Origin of the sequence: Devosia sp. XGJD_8 (genome assembly GCF_046614475.1) — a bacterium.
Lineage (GTDB): Bacteria > Pseudomonadota > Alphaproteobacteria > Rhizobiales > Devosiaceae > Devosia.
Map to the genome: position 1 here is coordinate 685,751 of NZ_JBKJHF010000001.1, position 15,289 is coordinate 701,039.

Genomic DNA, 15,289 nt, shown 5'->3' on the forward strand with positions numbered 1-15,289 from the left:
AAGCTCGCGGCGCGAAGGCACCGCGGTCAGGTATGAATGTGCGACATTCGAACAAATATCGTAATACGCACAAAATGCGTTGCGACATCCGGCCTCGGGCGCATAAATCAGGCTCAAGCGCAGGACGTTCCGCCCTGCCCATGGAGACCCGAAGATGGACAAGTCTGTCGCTGATCTTGCCAGCGCGGTTGAGGACGTCGCCGATGGCATGACGGTGATGGTGGGAGGCTTTGGGGGCTCCGGCGCGCCCATCGAACTTCTTCACGTCCTCATCGATCGGTTTCGTGCCACCGGCAGTCCGGGCAATCTGACCATCATCAACAACAATGCCGGCAATGGGCGCATTGGCATTGCGGCCATGATCGATGTCGGCATGGTCGCCAAGATGATCTGCTCGTTTCCCCGCTCGGCTGATCCGCGCGCCTTCACGGAAAAATATCTCGCCGGCGAAATCGAGCTCGAACTGGTGCCGCAAGGCACGCTCGCCGAGCGCATCCGCGCCGGCGGCGCCGGCATTCCGGCTTTCTACACGCCGACCAGCTATGGAACTGACCTGGCCAAAGGCAAGCCAACCGGGGAGTTCGACGGTCGCATGTATGTGCAGGAGCGTTGGCTCAAGGCGGACGTGGCGATCATCAAGGCCGAACTCGCCGACCGGCAGGGCAACCTCACCTATCGCAAGGCGGGTCGCAATTTCTTACCCCTGATGGCGGCAGCAGCCGGCCTTACCATCGTACAGGCGACGCGGATCGTCGAGCCAGGCGAGATCGATCCCGAACAGGTCATCACCCCGGGCCTCTTCGTCGACCGTATTGTGGAAGTCGCCGATGCCCAACAGGAAGAGGCGCTGATGCGCGCCGGAGTGGCCTATTCATGACCGACAAGCTCACCAACGCCCAGATCGCCTGGCGCGCTGCGCAGGACATCGCCGATGAAGCCTATGTCAATCTCGGCATAGGCTTCCCGGAAATGGTGGCCAAGTTCCAGCCGCCCGGACGCCAGGCCATCTTCCATACCGAGAACGGCATTCTCAATTTCGGCGAGGCTCCGCCGGCCGGTGAAGAAGACTGGGACCTGATCAATGCCGGCAAGAAGGCCGTGACGCTGAAGCCCGGTGCCGCCTTCTTCCATCACGCCGACAGCTTCGCCATGGTGCGCGGCGGTCATCTCGATGTGGCAATCCTGGGCGCCTACGAAGTGGCCGAGAATGGCGACTTGGCCAATTGGAGCACCGGCCCCAGGGGTATCCCCGCAGTGGGCGGCGCGATGGACCTGGTGCACGGCGCCAAGCGCGTCGCGGTGATCACCGACCACGTCACCAAGGATGGCAAGCCCAAGCTGGTCAAGCAGTGCAGCCTGCCGCTCACCGGCGTTGGCTGTGTCACCCGCGTCTACACCAGCCTCGCCGTCATCGACATCGAGAATCAGCGCTTCGTGCTGCGCGAGAAACTGCCAGGCATGAGCCTGGATGACCTGCAGGCAGTCACCGGCGCCGAACTGGTTGTCGATGGCCCGATCGCCGACCTCATCGTACCGGAGCTCTGACATGGCCGAAGCCTTCATCTGCGCCTATCTCCGCACGCCAATCGGCCGCTTCGGCGGCGCCCTTTCCGCCGTACGTCCCGACGATCTCGGCGCTATTCCGCTCAAGGCACTGATGGAGCGCCATGCCGGAGTAGACTGGCTGGCCGTCGATGACGTCATCTTCGGCAATGCCAACCAGGCCGGCGAGGACAATCGCAATGTCGCCCGCATGAGCCTGCTGCTGGCAGGCCTGCCTGTTTCGGTGACTGGCACCACGATCAACCGGCTTTGCGGCTCGGGCATGGATGCGGTCATCGCAGCCGCCCGCGCCGTCAGGTCGGGCGAAGCCGATCTCGTTATCGCGGGCGGCACCGAATCCATGTCGCGGGCGCCTTTCGTGCTGCCCAAGGCCGAGACCGCCTTTTCGCGTAATGCCGAGATCTACGACACAACCATCGGTTGGCGCTTCGTCAATCCGCAGATGAAGGCGCTGCACGGCGTCGATTCCATGCCCGAAACGGGAGAGAACGTCGCCCAGGAATTCGGCGTATCGCGCGAGGCACAGGACGCCTTTGCCGTGCGCAGCCAGGACAAGGCTGTGGCTGCCCAGCAGAACGGCCGGCTCGCCCGGGAGATCGTGCCAGTCAGCATTCCCCAGAAGAAGGGGGAGCCCATCATCGTCGACAAGGACGAGCACCCGCGCGCCGGCACCACGCTGGAGACGCTGGGCAAGCTGCGGGCCCTGTTCCCTAATGGCACCGTCACCGCCGGCAATGCCTCGGGCGTCAATGACGGGGCCGCAGCGCTGATCATCGCCAGCGAGGCAGCGGCCCGGAAACACGGCTTGACCCCCATCGCCCGCATTCTGGGCGGCGCTACGGCCGGCGTGCCGCCGCGTATCATGGGCATGGGGCCGGCCCCGGCGAGCAAGAAGCTTTGCGCTCGGCTGGGTCTGAGCCCGGCTGACTTCGACGTCATCGAACTCAACGAGGCCTTCGCCAGCCAGGGCATTGCCGTGCTGCGTGACCTGGGGATTGCGGAAGACGCTGCACACGTGAATCCCAATGGCGGCGCCATCGCCCTGGGCCATCCGCTGGGCATGAGCGGCGCCCGCATCACCGGCACGGCGGCCCTGGAATTGGCGCAGTCGGGTCAGCGGCGCGCGCTCGCGACCATGTGTATCGGCGTGGGGCAGGGCATCGCCATCGCCCTTGAGCGCGTCTAGTCTGCTTATATGAGTCCACACCGCACTTTGCTCGACGCCCTTGCCGGCGATGAAGAGATCGAGACCCTGCTCGGCGATCCAGCCCAGATCGCCGCAATGGTGCACGTCGAGCAGGCGCTGGCCAGGGCCGAAGCGGAAGCGGGCATGATCGCCGCCGACGCGGCGACTGCGATCGAGACCGGCCTTGCCGGCTTCACCCCCGATTGGGCTGATCTGGCCGCGGGCATGGCGCGAGACGGCGTGGTCATACCAGCGCTCGTCGCCCAACTCCGTCGCCGCGTTGCCGCGCCGCACGCTGAGGCCGTCCACAAGGGCGCCACCAGCCAGGACATCATCGACACCGCGCTGATGCTGCAACTGGCTGCGGTGATCCCGGTGCTCACAGACCGCCTGACCAGCCTGCTCGATGCGCTCGATGGCCTCAACGGGCGGCACGGCGCGCAAGTGATGATGGCTCATACGCGCATGCAGCGCGCTTTGCCCTATACCGTCGCCGCCAAGCTGGCGACCTGGGTCGCGCCCCTCCGGCGTACCCTGGCCGAACTCCGCGCCATTCGGCCCAGCCTGCTGGTCGTGCAGTTGGGCGGCCCGATCGGGGACCGTAGCAGCTTCGGCAGCCACGGCGATGCCGTTGCCCGCGCACTGGCCAAGCAGCTCGATCTCGGCCTTGCCGAGCCCTGGCATTCCGCGCGTGATCAGCTGATCGGCTTTGCCTCGCTGCTGTCCCTGCTCAGCGGCACGTTGGGCAAGCTGGGCGCCGATGTGGCGATCCTGGCGCAGAACGAGATTGGCGCAATAGCCATTGCGGGCGGCGGCGGCTCATCCTCCATGGCGCACAAGTCCAACCCAGTGAATGCGGAAGTCCTTGTCGCCCTGGCTCGCCACAATGCTGGTCTTGTCGGCACACTGCACCAGTCAATGGTCCACGAAAACGAGCGCTCTGGCGCCGCCTGGACCCTTGAATGGCTCACATTCCCCAGGATCGTCATTGCCACTGGCGCAAGCCTGCGCCTGGCCAGGCTGCTGGTAGACCAGATCGATTTTCCTGCCTCGGCAAGTTCCTAGAGCCGCAACCCCGCCGCGTCGAAGGCAAGGCACGCCGCAGGGTCGAGACCGATGGTTACCTGAGCTCCAGCCGGAATGCGCGAATGGCCTTTCTGCTGGATGGTGATCTTCGACTCCCCGCGGCCAGTCGCATAGACATAGGACACGCCCCCGAGTTGCTCGACCACCTGTGCGGTAGCCGACAATGCCGTGCCACCCTCCTCGATGAAATGCTCGGGACGGATACCCAGGGTCACGACATCTCCCACCTTCGCTGAACTGCCGCGGGTCCGCACCACAACGGGGCTGCCGTCGAAATCGTTGGGCTGCAGCGTGGCGCTCTGGCCGTCCGTCGCGACCACGGTCGCCGCAAGAAAGTTCATGCGCGGCGAGCCGATGAAACCGGCCACGAAGATATTGTCTGGATCGTCATAGAGCTCGATCGGGCTGCCCTGCTGTTCGATCCTTCCAGCACGCAGCACCACGATCTTGTCGGCCAGCGTCATGGCCTCCACCTGGTCATGCGTCACATAGACCATGGTAGCGCCGAGCTCCTGGTGCAGCTTGGCGATCTCGATGCGCATCTGCACGCGCAGTTCGGCATCAAGGTTCGACAGCGGTTCGTCGAACAGGAAGGCTTTGGGCTGGCGCACGATGGCCCGGCCGATGGCGACGCGCTGTCGCTGTCCGCCCGAAAGCTGTCGCGGCTTGCGATCGAGCAGTGCATCGAGTTCGAGAATCCGCGCGGCCTCGGCCACCCGGGCGGCAACCTGGTCGCGTGGCATGCCGCCCATACGCAGGCCGAAGCCGAGATTCTGCTCCACCGTCATATGCGGATAGAGGGCATAGCTCTGGAACACCATGGCAACGCCACGCTCGGCCGGGTCGAAATCGGTCACGTCCTCCCCGCCGATCACGACCTGGCCGGAGGTCGGCTCTTCCAGACCCGAAATGGTGCGCAACAGTGTGGACTTGCCACAGCCCGACGGGCCGACAAACACCACGAAGGCCCCGTCCTCGATATCGAGGTCGATGCTGTGCAGCACCGGCACGATGCCAAAGCTCTTGTTGATTCCGCGCAGTTTCAGTTCGGCCATAATCTGCTCTCCTCCGGTAGTCACGGCGTCGGTGGTCTGTGCCCCCTGACGCCCGGGCGGCGTGATCGACGCGCCGCGCTGCATTTTGTGAGTCATCGGAACTAAAAGGCAAGGCGGTTCTCGCCGCTGTCTTTCTGTCAATGCCCTCCAGATCCTCTAAAGTCCTGAAAAGGAACGATTAAAGGCCGTTTCAGATTTGGACAGCATCGCTGACCATTGAGTGAGGCACGTACCTCTTGCCTATCTTTTACGGAATGCGTAGAAAGTATCAAGCAGGGAATGCGCGGAGGTCGTGTTTGCCTGCCGCAGCCGGGAAGAGCCCGCCAGAGGCGTCTCGAAGGTTGGTGTGAGGACATGAGGAGGAAGCCCATGAAGAAGCTTGCGCTTGCCGCAATGCTCAGCGTTGCCGCCATTTTGCCGGCCGCAGCCCAAGAAACCGTCGACTGGATGCACATCGCCTCGATTCCCGAAGAAGTCGCGCTTATGGAAGCGGCTGTGGCGGAATATGAGGCTGCCAATCCGGGCATCACCATCAATATGCAGTTCCTGGAAAACGAGGCCTTCAAGGCCAAGCTGACCACCCTGCTGCAGTCCGACGCTGCACCGGACATCTTCTATTCCTGGGGCGGTGGCGTCTTGACCGAACAGGCGGCCGCCGGCGTGTTGCGGCCGGTCGAAGACCTGGTCGACCCCGCCGTTGCCGAGGCCATTGGTGCTGGTGGCATGTCTGCCTTCACCCGCGACGGCCACGTCTATGGCCTTGCCCAGCAGGTCAGTGAAGTCGTGCTCTGGTACAACAAGGCCCTGTTCGAGCAGGCCGGTGTCGATCCGGCGAGCCTGGAGACCTGGGAAGGGTTCCTCGCTGCCGTTCAGACCTTCAAGGATGCCGGCATCACGCCGCTCGCCGTTGGCGCCAAGGACAAGTGGCCCGCCCACTTCTGGTGGTCCAAGCTCGTCGTCCGCCTGGCCGGCCAGGACGCGTTCGACGCCGCGCGCAAGGGCGAGAATGGCGGCTTTGCCGCCGAGCCCTTCGTCAAGGCAGGCGAAATGTTCCTCGAACTGGCCGCGCTCGAGCCCTTCCAGGAAGGCTTCCTTGCTGCCGCCTATGGCGATGCGTCCGGCTACTTCGGCGATGGCAAGGCCGCCATGCACCTGATGGGCGATTGGGACTACGGCGCCATGAAGGACAATTCGGCCTCCAAGGCGGGCATTCCCGACGACCAGCTCGGCATCCTGCCCTTCCCGACCATTGAAGGCGGTGCCGGCGATCCGACCGATACGCTGGGCGGCATCAATGGCTGGCTGTTCCACAAGAACGCCCCCGATGCGGCCGTGGACTTCGTCGAATGGTACACCTCTGCCGAAGTAGCGTCGCGCTTCGGCAATGCCGGCTTCTTCATCCCGATCGCCAAGGGTGCTGCCGACAACATGACCAACCCCTTCAAGGTCCAGATCGCCCAGTCGATCAACAATGCCCATTGGCATGCGATCTTCTTCGATCAGGAACTCGGGCCGCAGGTCGGTGGCGTGGTCAATGACATCTCGGCCGAACTTGCGGGCAATGCGCTGACGGCCGAAGAGGCCGCCGAACTGGTGGAAGAGGCTGCTGCCGATATCCGCTAGGCTTTTGCCCGTGCCCCCGGCGGATGCGCTCCCATGCGTCCGCCGGGATTCCTGCCGAAGGAATTGCCCATGACCACGATAACGACCTCGCCTGCTGCCGTTGCCCCGCCGCGCCGGGCGCGCCGCTACATGGACCGCAAGAGCCTCGTGCCGCTGCTGCTGTTCCTTCCGCCGGCGCTGATCCTGTTCGTGGTGCTCGTTGTGCTGCCCATGGTCGATGCGGCCAGCTTTTCCTTCTTCGACTGGACCGGCTACGGTCCGATGACCGATTTCGTCGGCCTCAAGAATTACGAGGATGTGCTGACGCACCGCCACTTTGGCACCGCAGTGCGCAACAGCCTGATCGTTATCGCCGTGTCCCTGGCCATCCAGTTGCCGCTCGCCATGTGGGTGAGCCTGGCGCTGGTGGAAAAGAGCTGGGGCGTCAACGCTATCCGGACCCTGTTCTTCCTGCCCTATATGCTGGCCGAGATTGCCGCCGGGCTGATCTGGAAATTCGTCTATGACGGCAATTACGGCCTCGTGCCCACAGTGGGCGATGCCCTCGGCACCTCGCTGCCGCATGTGCTGGGCGACAAGGTCTGGGTCATGCCGGCCATCATGCTGGTGATCGTGTGGAAATATTTCGGCTTCCATATGATGATCTATATCGCCGGCCTGCAGTCCATTCCGAGTGAAGTGATCGAGGCCGCTCGGCTGGACGGGGTCAAGAAGTGGCAGATCGTGCGGCACATCAAGCTGCCGATGATCTGGGGGTCGATCGTCATCTCGGTCTTCTTCTCGATCATCGGCGCGCTTCAGCTGTTCGATCTCGTCATCCCGCTCTCCAATGGCGGTCCCAACAATTCCAGCCACACCATTGTGACCTTCCTCTACCAGTTCGGAATCCTGCGCATGAAGCTCGGCTTTGGTGGAGCGGTCAGCGTCATGCTGTTCATCGCCTGCGTGGTCATCACCGTGGTCTATCGCCGACTGCTGTTTTCGAGGGAGGTCGACTGATGAGCGACGTGACGGCCAATCGCAAGCGGCGCCGCCGCCCCGAAATATCGCCCTTCCAGTGGCTTACCCTGGCCCTGGTCGCGGCCTTCATCATCGTGCCGTTCTATACGACCGTGCTCGGCGGGTTCAAATCCATCGGCGAGCTGCGCACCAATCCGTTCGGGCTGCCGGCAAGCTGGGATCCGGCCAACTTCACCGGCATCATCTTCGGGACGGCCCTGTTCCGCTCGCTGTGGAACTCGCTGATCATTGCCCTCTCCACCGTTGCCCTCTCGGTGCTGATTGCGTCCATGGCGGCCTTTGCCCTGGCCCATATCCGCTTCTTCGGCTCCAAGTTCCTCATGAGCTTCTTCATGCTGGGGCTGCTCTTCCCGGCTTCCACGGCCATCCTGCCGCTGTTCATCAAGCTGCGCGATCTCGGCCTGCTGGACAGTCACCTCGGCATCATCATCGCGCAGGTGGCCTTCAGCCTCGCTTTTTCCATCGTCCTGTTTCACAGCTTCTTCAAACGCCTGCCGCATGAACTGATCGACGCCGCGCGCATGGACAATTGCGGCTACCTCAAGATCTATTGGTACATCACCCTGCCGCTCAGCCTGCCCATCATCGCGACGGTGGGTGTGTTCGCCTTCGTCGGCAGCTGGAACAGCTTCCTGTTGCCGCTGATCGTGCTCAATACCGATACGAACTACACCTGGCCGCTCGGCATCATGCAGTTCCAGGGTCAGTATGGCTCCGACTGGCCCAAGATCCTCGCCTATCTGACCCTCACCATCATTCCCGCCGTGGGCTTTTTCCTCCTGGCGCAGCGCTACATCATATCCGGGCTGACCGGCGGTGCGGTGAAGGGCTAGGGCACGGCATCGGGCGTCAGCGCACAGCTGGCGCCACCCTTGCCCCAGACGATCTCGACCGTCGAATGGGTAATGCCATAGTCGGTCTTCAGGGTCTGCTTGACGGCCCGTGTCACCATCGCCGCATTGGCGCCCTCGGCCAGCACGATTTCCAGGGTCGCCACCGGCTTGCCCGAGGTGATCGACCAGACATGGACATGGCGAACCGCCTCGAGCCCAGGCACCTGCGTGACCAGGGCCTTGCTCAGATCCTCGATCACCACATTGCCCGGCGTGCCCTCCATCAGGATATGCAGGGAATTGCGGAACAGCTGCCAGGCGCTGCGCAGGACAAGAAGGCTGACCAGGACGCTGAGGATGGGGTCGATCGGCATCCAGCCGGTCAGCCAGATGGTGACGGCCGCGGCGATCGCAGCGACCGAGCCGAGTAGGTCGCCCAGCACATGCACCATGGCGCCGCGAATGTTGACATGCTCCTTGTCGCCGCGCGCCAGCACAAGGAACACCACGATATTGACGACGAGGCCGAGCACGGCGACGACGAACATCGGCCCGGCCAACACCGCATGTGGCGTCATGAAACGCTGAATCGCCTCGTAGATGATCCAGGCGACCAGGGCGAAGAGCGTCACCGCATTGATCAGCCCCGCAACCACTTCGAGCCGCATATAGCCAAAGGTGCGCTTGCCGTCGGAGGCACGACGGCCGAAGCGGAAGGCGGCCCAGGCCAGGAGCAGTGCCGCCGCATCCGTAAGCATGTGCCCGGCATCGGCGATCAGCGCCAGCGAGCCCGACAGCAGCCCGGCGATGACCTCGGCAACCATGAAGCCGGCCGTGAGCAGAAAGCCGATCAGCACGACACGTTCATTGCCCGCGCTGACGGTTGGCGTGTGGCTATGGCCTGCATGATCATGTTCGGAATGATCATGGTCGTGGCTGTCGTGATTGTGCGTGGCGCGATCGTGATCCGCATCGTCGTCGCCGTGCTCATGTCCGGCATGGTCATGCCCGCGGCCCATGACGCCCAGTTCCTTGCTTTCCACACCCATTGATCCGCTCCGCTCATGCTGCGACATATGAATACATGTTCATATGTTTGGAACAAGTCAATTGCGACGGGTATCCTGCGCTCAGGTGTCGCTGTCCTTGCTGCCGTCTTCCATGGCGTGTTCGATCATGTCGGCCAGCATGTGGGTAATGTGATCGTCGGCGGCTTCGTAGAAGACCTGCCGGTTGCGGCGCGTGCCGCGCACCAGCCGCGCAGCGCGCAGGAGGCGCAGGTGATGGCTGACCAGCGAGGGCGAGGCATTGACCGCCTTGGCAATGTCGCCCACCGCGATGGGGGCGGGCAGGCAGGCCAGCAGCACGCGCAGCCTCGTCGGATCGCCCAGCAGGCGATAGGTCTCCGCGATGATGGTGATCTGCGCGTCGCTGGGTGGGGTCAATGCGGGTACTCGTCGAGGCTTGCTGGCTCAACAGGTAAGGCGCTTTGCCGCAGGACGCCAGAGGGTGGCTCCGCCTGACGCATCGTGCCAAGCTGGGTGCAAAAGGGAGGAACAGAACATGAGTTTCCGCGCACTGATCACCGACAGGGACGCCGAGGGCAGGGTTACATCGTCCGTGCAGGAGCTGGACGATATCCGCCTGCCGGAGGGTAATGTCACTGTCGACATCGAGTGGGCCGGGCTCAACTACAAGGACGGGCTCTGCCTGACCGGCGGCGGCGGCCTCGTGCGGGCCTATCCCCATGTCGGCGGTATCGATTTTGCCGGCACGGTGCGCGACAGCGCCGATTCGCGCTACGCGGTGGGGCAGGCCGTGGTGCTTACCGGCTGGCGTGTCGGCGAAACCCATTGGGGTGGCTATGCCGAACGGGCGCGTGTCAATGCCGACTGGCTGGTGCCGCTGCCCAAGGGGCTCAGCACACATGACGCCATGGTGGTGGGGACGGCAGGGCTCACCGCCATGCTGGCCATCGACCGGCTGGAAGCGGCGGGCCTGACGCCCGCGGCAGGCGAGGTGCTGGTGACCGGCGCGGCCGGCGGCGTGGGTTCGATCGCCACCGCCATGCTGGCCCGGCTCGGCTACCAGGTCGCGGCACTTTCGGGACGACCTCAGCATGGCGAGGCGCTCAAGGCGCTGGGTGCCGCCAGCATCATCGACCGCAATGACTTCCTGGCCCAGCCCGACAAGCCGCTGGAATCGGCGCGCTGGGATGGCGCCATCGATAGTGTCGGCGGCAAGGTGCTGGGAAAATTGCTCAAGCAGGTCAAATATGGCGGCGCGGTTGCAAGTCTGGGCAATGCCGGCGGCATTGCGCTCGAGACCAGTGTACTGCCGTTCATCCTGCGGGGGATAAGTCTCTTTGGCATCGACAGCGTCATGCAGCCCTATGCCCGGCGGGTCGCGGCCTGGCAGCGCATCGCCGCGACATTTGATCTGCCCGCCTATGCCGGGCTTGTGCGCGAGATCAAGCTGGAGGAACTGCCGGAGGCGGCGGTGGCGATCCTGGCCGGCGAGGTGCGGGGTAGGGTGATTGTCAGCCTCGGTGCTTGAGGATCACCGATACCCCGCCGCCTGCAATTCGAACAGTTCGGCATAGCGTCCGCGCAGGGACAGCAGGTGCTCATGCGACCCTGATTCGAGGATCGCCCCGTTCTCCAGCACCAGGATGCGGTCCGCCATGCGGACAGTCGAGAAACGGTGCGAGATGATGACGGCGGTCTTGCCGGCGGCAAGGCTCTTGAAGCGGCTGAACACCTCGGCTTCCGCCTTGGCATCGAGCGCTGCCGTGGGCTCGTCGAGGATGATGAGGTCCGCGTCGCGCATATAGGCGCGGGCGATGGCGACCTTCTGCCACTCGCCGCCGGAGAGGTCACGCCCCTTCTTGAACAGGCGCCCCAGCTGCTGGTCATAGCCCTGCGGCAGCTTGGCGATGACCGCATCGGCAAGGCTGAGCGCCGCGGCTTCTTCGATCCGCGCCATGTCGTCCTGGTCGGCAATGCGACCAACACCGATATTCTCGCGCGCCGTCAGGCTGTAGCGAATGAAATCCTGGAAGATCACGCCGATATGGGCGTGGATATCGGCGACGCTGAGTTCCTTGAGGTCGATGCCGTCAATGGTGATGCGGCCCTCGTCCGGATCGTAAAGCCGGGCCAGCAGCTTGACGATCGTGGTCTTGCCGGCCCCGTTCTCGCCCACGAGCGCCAACGTCTCCCCGGCCTGCAGGGTGAAGCTGAGATGGCGGATGGCCCAGCCCTCGGTGTCCGGATAGCGGAAGCCCACATTGTCGAAGACGATGCCCTGCCGGATCGGCTGCGGGAACGGCTTGGGATTGGCCGGCGACAGGATGGTCGGTTCGATCTCGAAGAAGCTGAACAGGTCGTCGAGATACATCGATTGCCCTGCGATCTGGGTAAAGCCGAGCAGGATCTTCTGGAACAGGCCATTGAGGCGGAGGAAGGACCCCGAGAGAAAGGCCAGGTCGCCGATGGAGAAGGCGCCGCTGATGGTGCGCCAGACGATGAAGCCATAGGCACCATAATAGGTGAGGGTCGAGATCGACGAGAACACCGCGCCCCAGGCCGCCCGCTGGGTCGAGAGGCTGCGGTTCTCGAGATAGATGGTGTGCGCCAGGGTCTTGAAGCGGGCGATGAGGAAATCGCCCAGGCCGAACAGCTTGAGCTCCTTGGCCGTCTCGGCGCTGGCGCCGATATAGCGGATATATTCGAGCTCCCGCCGCTCGGGTGTGCGCCAGCGGCTCATGAAATAGGCCAGCGTATTGAACCGTGTCTCGCCCCAGATGGCGGGCACGAAGGACAGCGGCAGCAGGAGGATCAGCCAGGGTGCATAGACGAAGAGCCCGGCCGCCAGGGTGACGACCGTGATCATGTCCTGCGCCTGGCCGAACATCTGGCTCAGCAATGCATTGCGGCCAGCGGCCTGCCGGCGGGCCCGCTCCAGCCGGTCCTGATATTCGGCGGATTCGAAATGCATCAGATCGAGCCGGGCGGCATGGGCCATGAGCTCGACACTGACGGTATTGGAATGGAGTTCGGAGAGCACCGAATCGACCAGCCCGGTGGCGCGGGCCAGGAGGTCCGAAACGATGACCAGGCCCAGCTCGATGGCCAGCAGCACCAAGACGGTGGAGAGGACGCCGCTGCTCCACCAGTCGGCGAAATCCGGGCCGGGCGGGGTGATGCCGGTGAGGCGCACGACCTCGTCGATGATCAGCTTGCCCACATAGAGCATGGCGATCGGCTGCAGCGAGGATACGAGCCGCAAGCCGATGCTGGCGGCGGTCAGCGGCTTGCTGGTGCGCCAGATCTGCGCGACCAGCCGCCCCAGATGGCGGAGGTTGTCGAGGCGCTGGCGAAAGGTGGGAGCGGCGTCGGGCGTCGGTGGCGGGCGGCGCCCGGGAAGGTCGGTCATGCGGCGATTGTAACCGGAGCCGGAGGGGCGGGGAATAGATTTGCGCTCATGCGTAGCGCGATAGAGGCACAATGCCTCCGTACCCACTGCGCGGCACCTCCCCCTTCAAGGGGGAGGTTGGGAGGGGGTGAGGGGAGAGCCCCAAATATCCGGGCCAAACACCCCCCACCCTCGATCCCTCCCCGCAAGGGGGAGGGTGTCGACTGCAAAGTCAGCGTCTCAATACCGCTCGAATGCCTTGGGCTTGTTGCCCATGATGGCTTCGATCTTCTCGATCACATCGGGAGTGAGCTTGGCCTTGGACTTGAGGGCCGAGAGATTGTCCTCGAGCTGGGCCTTCTTGGAGGCGCCCAGGATGACGGTGGAGACATGCGGGTTGTGCAGGCACCACAACAAGGCCAGATGGTGGACCGGCAGGCCGATCTCCTTGCCCAGCGCCGCCAGCTGCTTGATCTTGTCGAGCTTGGCCTTGCCCTCCTCGCTGGTCCATTCCTTCTTGAGCCATTCATAGCCCGGCAGGTTCATGCGGCTGTCGGCGGGAATGCCGTCATTGTATTTGCCGGTTAGCGCGCCCGAGGCGAGCGGCGACCAGATCGTGGTGCCCAGGCCCATCAGCTCATAGAGCGGCAGGTAGTCGTGCTCGACCTTTTCGCGCACGAAGAGGTTGTATTGCGGCTGCTCCATGGCCGGGCCGATCAGGCTGTTGGCGCGGGCAAAACCCCAGGCCTCGGTGAGCTGCTGGGCGGTCCATTCCGACGTGCCCCAATAGAGCACCTTGCCCTGGGTGATCAGGTTATGCATCGCCCAGACGGTTTCCTCGATCGGGGTATCGATGTCCGGGCGGTGGCAGAAATAGAGGTCGAGATAATCCACCTGCAGGCGCTTGAGCGCGGCATGGGCGGCCTCGGTGACATGCTTGCGGCTGAGGCCCTTCTGCGTCGGCTTGCTGCCGCCCCAGAACACCTTGGACGAAACCGAATAGGAATCGCGGCTCCAGCCCAGCTTGTTGAGCGCCGCGCCCATCAGGGCCTCGGATTCGCCGGCCTCGTAGCCTTCGGCATTGTCGAAGAAGTTGACGCCCTCGTCATAGGCCAGGCCCATCAGCGCCATGGCTTCCTTCTCGTCCACCTGCTTGGAGAAGGTGACCCAGCTTCCAAGCGACAGTTCGCTGACCTTGAGGCCAGATTTGCCCAAGCGACGATATTCCATGTGACTATCCCTGAATGTACTGCGGCGCTGGCCGCCTTGCTGCATCGGCAATCGCCGATGGAGTTAGCGTTAATACTGGCTGGGACGCTGTCTGTAAAGCCGGGCCCCGACCGTCCTTGAACCATGACGCGAACCATCGCGTTCGTATCCAATGAAAGGCAGCAAGGACATGGCCATGCTCACCGACATCGATTCAGCCGCTATCGTGGCGGTCAAGGACCTCTCCCGCGCCAGGGATTTCTACCAGAACAAGCTCGGGCTCGAACTGACCCAGGGCGACGACGCTGTGCTCTCCTTCAAAACCGGCAAGACCACGCTCGTAGTCTATGTTTCCAACCTCGCCGGCACCAACAAGGCCAATGCGGTCGTCTGGGGTGTTGGCGACCGGATCGAGGCCATTGTCGCCAATCTTGCGGGCAAGGGGATAAGTTTCGAGCACTATCCCGAGTTGGGCCTCGACTATGCGGACGGCATCCACAGCGCCGACGGGTTCAAGGCCGTCTGGTTCAAGGATCCGGACGGCAATATCCTGCATCTCAACAATATGTAGTCAGGGCAGTTCGCGCAGGAACCTGGCGAGGTCGTCCGTGATGTGATGCACATGCGGCCCGGCGGTCCGGTCGAGCTCCCAGGCGTCGACCTGTTCATGCACGAAGCCTTCATCGGCCACGACCTGCACCGTCGACATGCCGACGGCATGCGGCACGACGAGGTTCTTTTCCAGATCGTCGAACATGATGGCCCGGGTCGGATCGATGCCGTGAAGGGCAAAGAAGCCGTCATAGGCTTGGCGATGCGGCTTGGGCACATAGGTCATGGCGCGGATGTCGTGCACATGCTCGAAGATGTCGTCACAGCCCAGCCGTTTCATCACGGCGCGGGCATGGCCGGTATCGCCATTGGTCAGGATGAACTTGCGGCCGGGCAGGGCGCGGATGGCCTCGACCAGGTCGGGATGCGCATCGACCGGGGAATAGTCGATGGCATGGACCGTATTGAGGAAATGGTCCGGATCGACCTCGTGCTGGCTCATCAACCCGTTCAGCGTGGTGCCGAAGTCCCGGTAATAAGTCTTCTGCAGGGCACGCGCCGCCTCGAAATCGAGCCGGGTCAGGTCCATCACGTAATTGGTGATGCGGATATCGATCTGGGCGAACAGGTTGCAGCTGCGCGGGTAAAGGGTGTTGTCGAGATCGAACACCCAATCGGTAACGTGGCTGAGGCTGCGGACAGGCGGGGACGACATGTCATTCATGGTCGGCCCACTATGCGCTCAA

The 15,289-nt window shown here is 63.6% G+C and carries 15 protein-coding genes; 9 read left to right on the forward strand and 6 right to left on the reverse strand.

All coding sequences use genetic code 11. From position 1 onward, the window contains the following. Positions 1-154: 154 nt before the first annotated feature. From ACLI1C_RS03155 to ACLI1C_RS03170, 4 genes are read left to right on the forward strand one after another with little or no spacing between them, the layout of a single operon-like run. Entirely contained in the window at positions 155-877 is a 723-nt protein-coding gene (locus ACLI1C_RS03155; RefSeq protein ID WP_411395401.1) for a 3-oxoacid CoA-transferase subunit A, read from the forward strand. Beyond that, positions 874-1,545, forward strand: a complete 672-nt coding sequence (locus ACLI1C_RS03160; RefSeq protein ID WP_411395403.1) for a 3-oxoacid CoA-transferase subunit B — start codon at positions 874-876, stop codon at positions 1,543-1,545. Before ACLI1C_RS03155 ends, ACLI1C_RS03160 begins: the two co-directional genes overlap by 4 nt. A 1-nt stretch (position 1,546) precedes the next feature. Further along, positions 1,547-2,749, forward strand: a complete 1,203-nt coding sequence (gene pcaF, locus ACLI1C_RS03165; protein ID WP_411395404.1) for a 3-oxoadipyl-CoA thiolase — start codon at positions 1,547-1,549, stop codon at positions 2,747-2,749. Positions 2,750-2,758: 9 nt separating this feature from the next. Then, on the forward strand, positions 2,759-3,814 hold the full coding sequence (locus ACLI1C_RS03170; RefSeq protein ID WP_411395405.1) for a 3-carboxy-cis,cis-muconate cycloisomerase: 1,056 nt from the start codon (positions 2,759-2,761) through the stop codon (positions 3,812-3,814). Here ACLI1C_RS03170 and ACLI1C_RS03175 read toward each other — a convergent pair. Beyond that, entirely contained in the window at positions 3,811-4,890 is a 1,080-nt protein-coding gene (locus ACLI1C_RS03175) for an ABC transporter ATP-binding protein (RefSeq protein WP_411395407.1), read from the reverse strand. The two genes, ACLI1C_RS03170 and ACLI1C_RS03175, sit on opposite strands and share 4 nt — an antisense overlap. Before the next feature lie 369 nt (positions 4,891-5,259). Here ACLI1C_RS03175 and ACLI1C_RS03180 point away from each other — a divergent pair, with 369 nt between their 5' ends. The 3 genes from ACLI1C_RS03180 to ACLI1C_RS03190 all read left to right on the forward strand — a co-directional run bounded on the left by ACLI1C_RS03180 (position 5,260) and on the right by ACLI1C_RS03190 (position 8,366). Continuing rightward, on the forward strand, positions 5,260-6,513 hold the full coding sequence (locus tag ACLI1C_RS03180; protein WP_411395409.1) for an ABC transporter substrate-binding protein: 1,254 nt from the start codon (positions 5,260-5,262) through the stop codon (positions 6,511-6,513). A gap of 69 nt (positions 6,514-6,582) precedes the next feature. After that, positions 6,583-7,512, forward strand: a complete 930-nt coding sequence (locus tag ACLI1C_RS03185; protein WP_411395410.1) for a carbohydrate ABC transporter permease — start codon at positions 6,583-6,585, stop codon at positions 7,510-7,512. Then, a complete protein-coding gene (locus ACLI1C_RS03190; protein WP_411395411.1) occupies positions 7,512-8,366 on the forward strand; it encodes a carbohydrate ABC transporter permease in 855 nt (284 codons plus the stop codon). The genes ACLI1C_RS03185 and ACLI1C_RS03190 overlap by 1 nt, the downstream gene beginning before the upstream one ends. On the opposite strand, the gene ACLI1C_RS03195 is transcribed toward ACLI1C_RS03190, so the two are convergent. Both ACLI1C_RS03195 and ACLI1C_RS03200 read right to left on the reverse strand, forming a co-directional pair. Further along, positions 8,363-9,415: a cation diffusion facilitator family transporter gene (locus ACLI1C_RS03195; protein ID WP_411395412.1), complete on the reverse strand. Its 1,053-nt coding sequence runs from the start codon at positions 9,413-9,415 to the stop codon at positions 8,363-8,365. The two genes, ACLI1C_RS03190 and ACLI1C_RS03195, sit on opposite strands and share 4 nt — an antisense overlap. Before the next feature lie 81 nt (positions 9,416-9,496). Further along, on the reverse strand, positions 9,497-9,811 hold the full coding sequence (locus ACLI1C_RS03200; protein ID WP_411395413.1) for an ArsR/SmtB family transcription factor: 315 nt from the start codon (positions 9,809-9,811) through the stop codon (positions 9,497-9,499). Between the two features lie 118 nt (positions 9,812-9,929). Between ACLI1C_RS03200 and ACLI1C_RS03205 the strand changes: the two genes are divergently transcribed. Then, entirely contained in the window at positions 9,930-10,922 is a 993-nt protein-coding gene (locus ACLI1C_RS03205) for an acryloyl-CoA reductase (RefSeq protein WP_411395414.1), read from the forward strand. Between the two features lie 3 nt (positions 10,923-10,925). Here the strand turns inward: ACLI1C_RS03205 and ACLI1C_RS03210 are convergent, their stop codons facing one another. Together ACLI1C_RS03210 and ACLI1C_RS03215 are read right to left on the reverse strand one after the other, a co-directional pair. Next, complete coding sequence (locus tag ACLI1C_RS03210) at positions 10,926-12,803, reverse strand: ABC transporter ATP-binding protein (protein ID WP_411395415.1); 1,878 nt, start codon at positions 12,801-12,803, stop codon at positions 10,926-10,928. A gap of 219 nt (positions 12,804-13,022) precedes the next feature. Further along, positions 13,023-14,012 (reverse strand): potassium channel beta subunit family protein, encoded by a 990-nt coding sequence (locus tag ACLI1C_RS03215; RefSeq protein ID WP_411395416.1) that lies wholly within the window; start codon positions 14,010-14,012, stop codon positions 13,023-13,025. 175 nt (positions 14,013-14,187) lie between these two features. On the opposite strand from ACLI1C_RS03215, the gene ACLI1C_RS03220 reads away from it, so the two are divergent. Then, the gene (locus ACLI1C_RS03220; RefSeq protein ID WP_411395417.1) at positions 14,188-14,562 is read left to right on the forward strand and encodes a VOC family protein; all 375 of its coding nucleotides are present in this window, start codon (positions 14,188-14,190) and stop codon (positions 14,560-14,562) included. Here ACLI1C_RS03220 and ACLI1C_RS03225 read toward each other — a convergent pair whose 3' ends face one another. Continuing rightward, on the reverse strand, positions 14,563-15,258 hold the full coding sequence (locus ACLI1C_RS03225) for a pyrimidine 5'-nucleotidase (protein ID WP_411398197.1): 696 nt from the start codon (positions 15,256-15,258) through the stop codon (positions 14,563-14,565). Between the last annotated feature and the right edge of the window lie 31 nt (positions 15,259-15,289).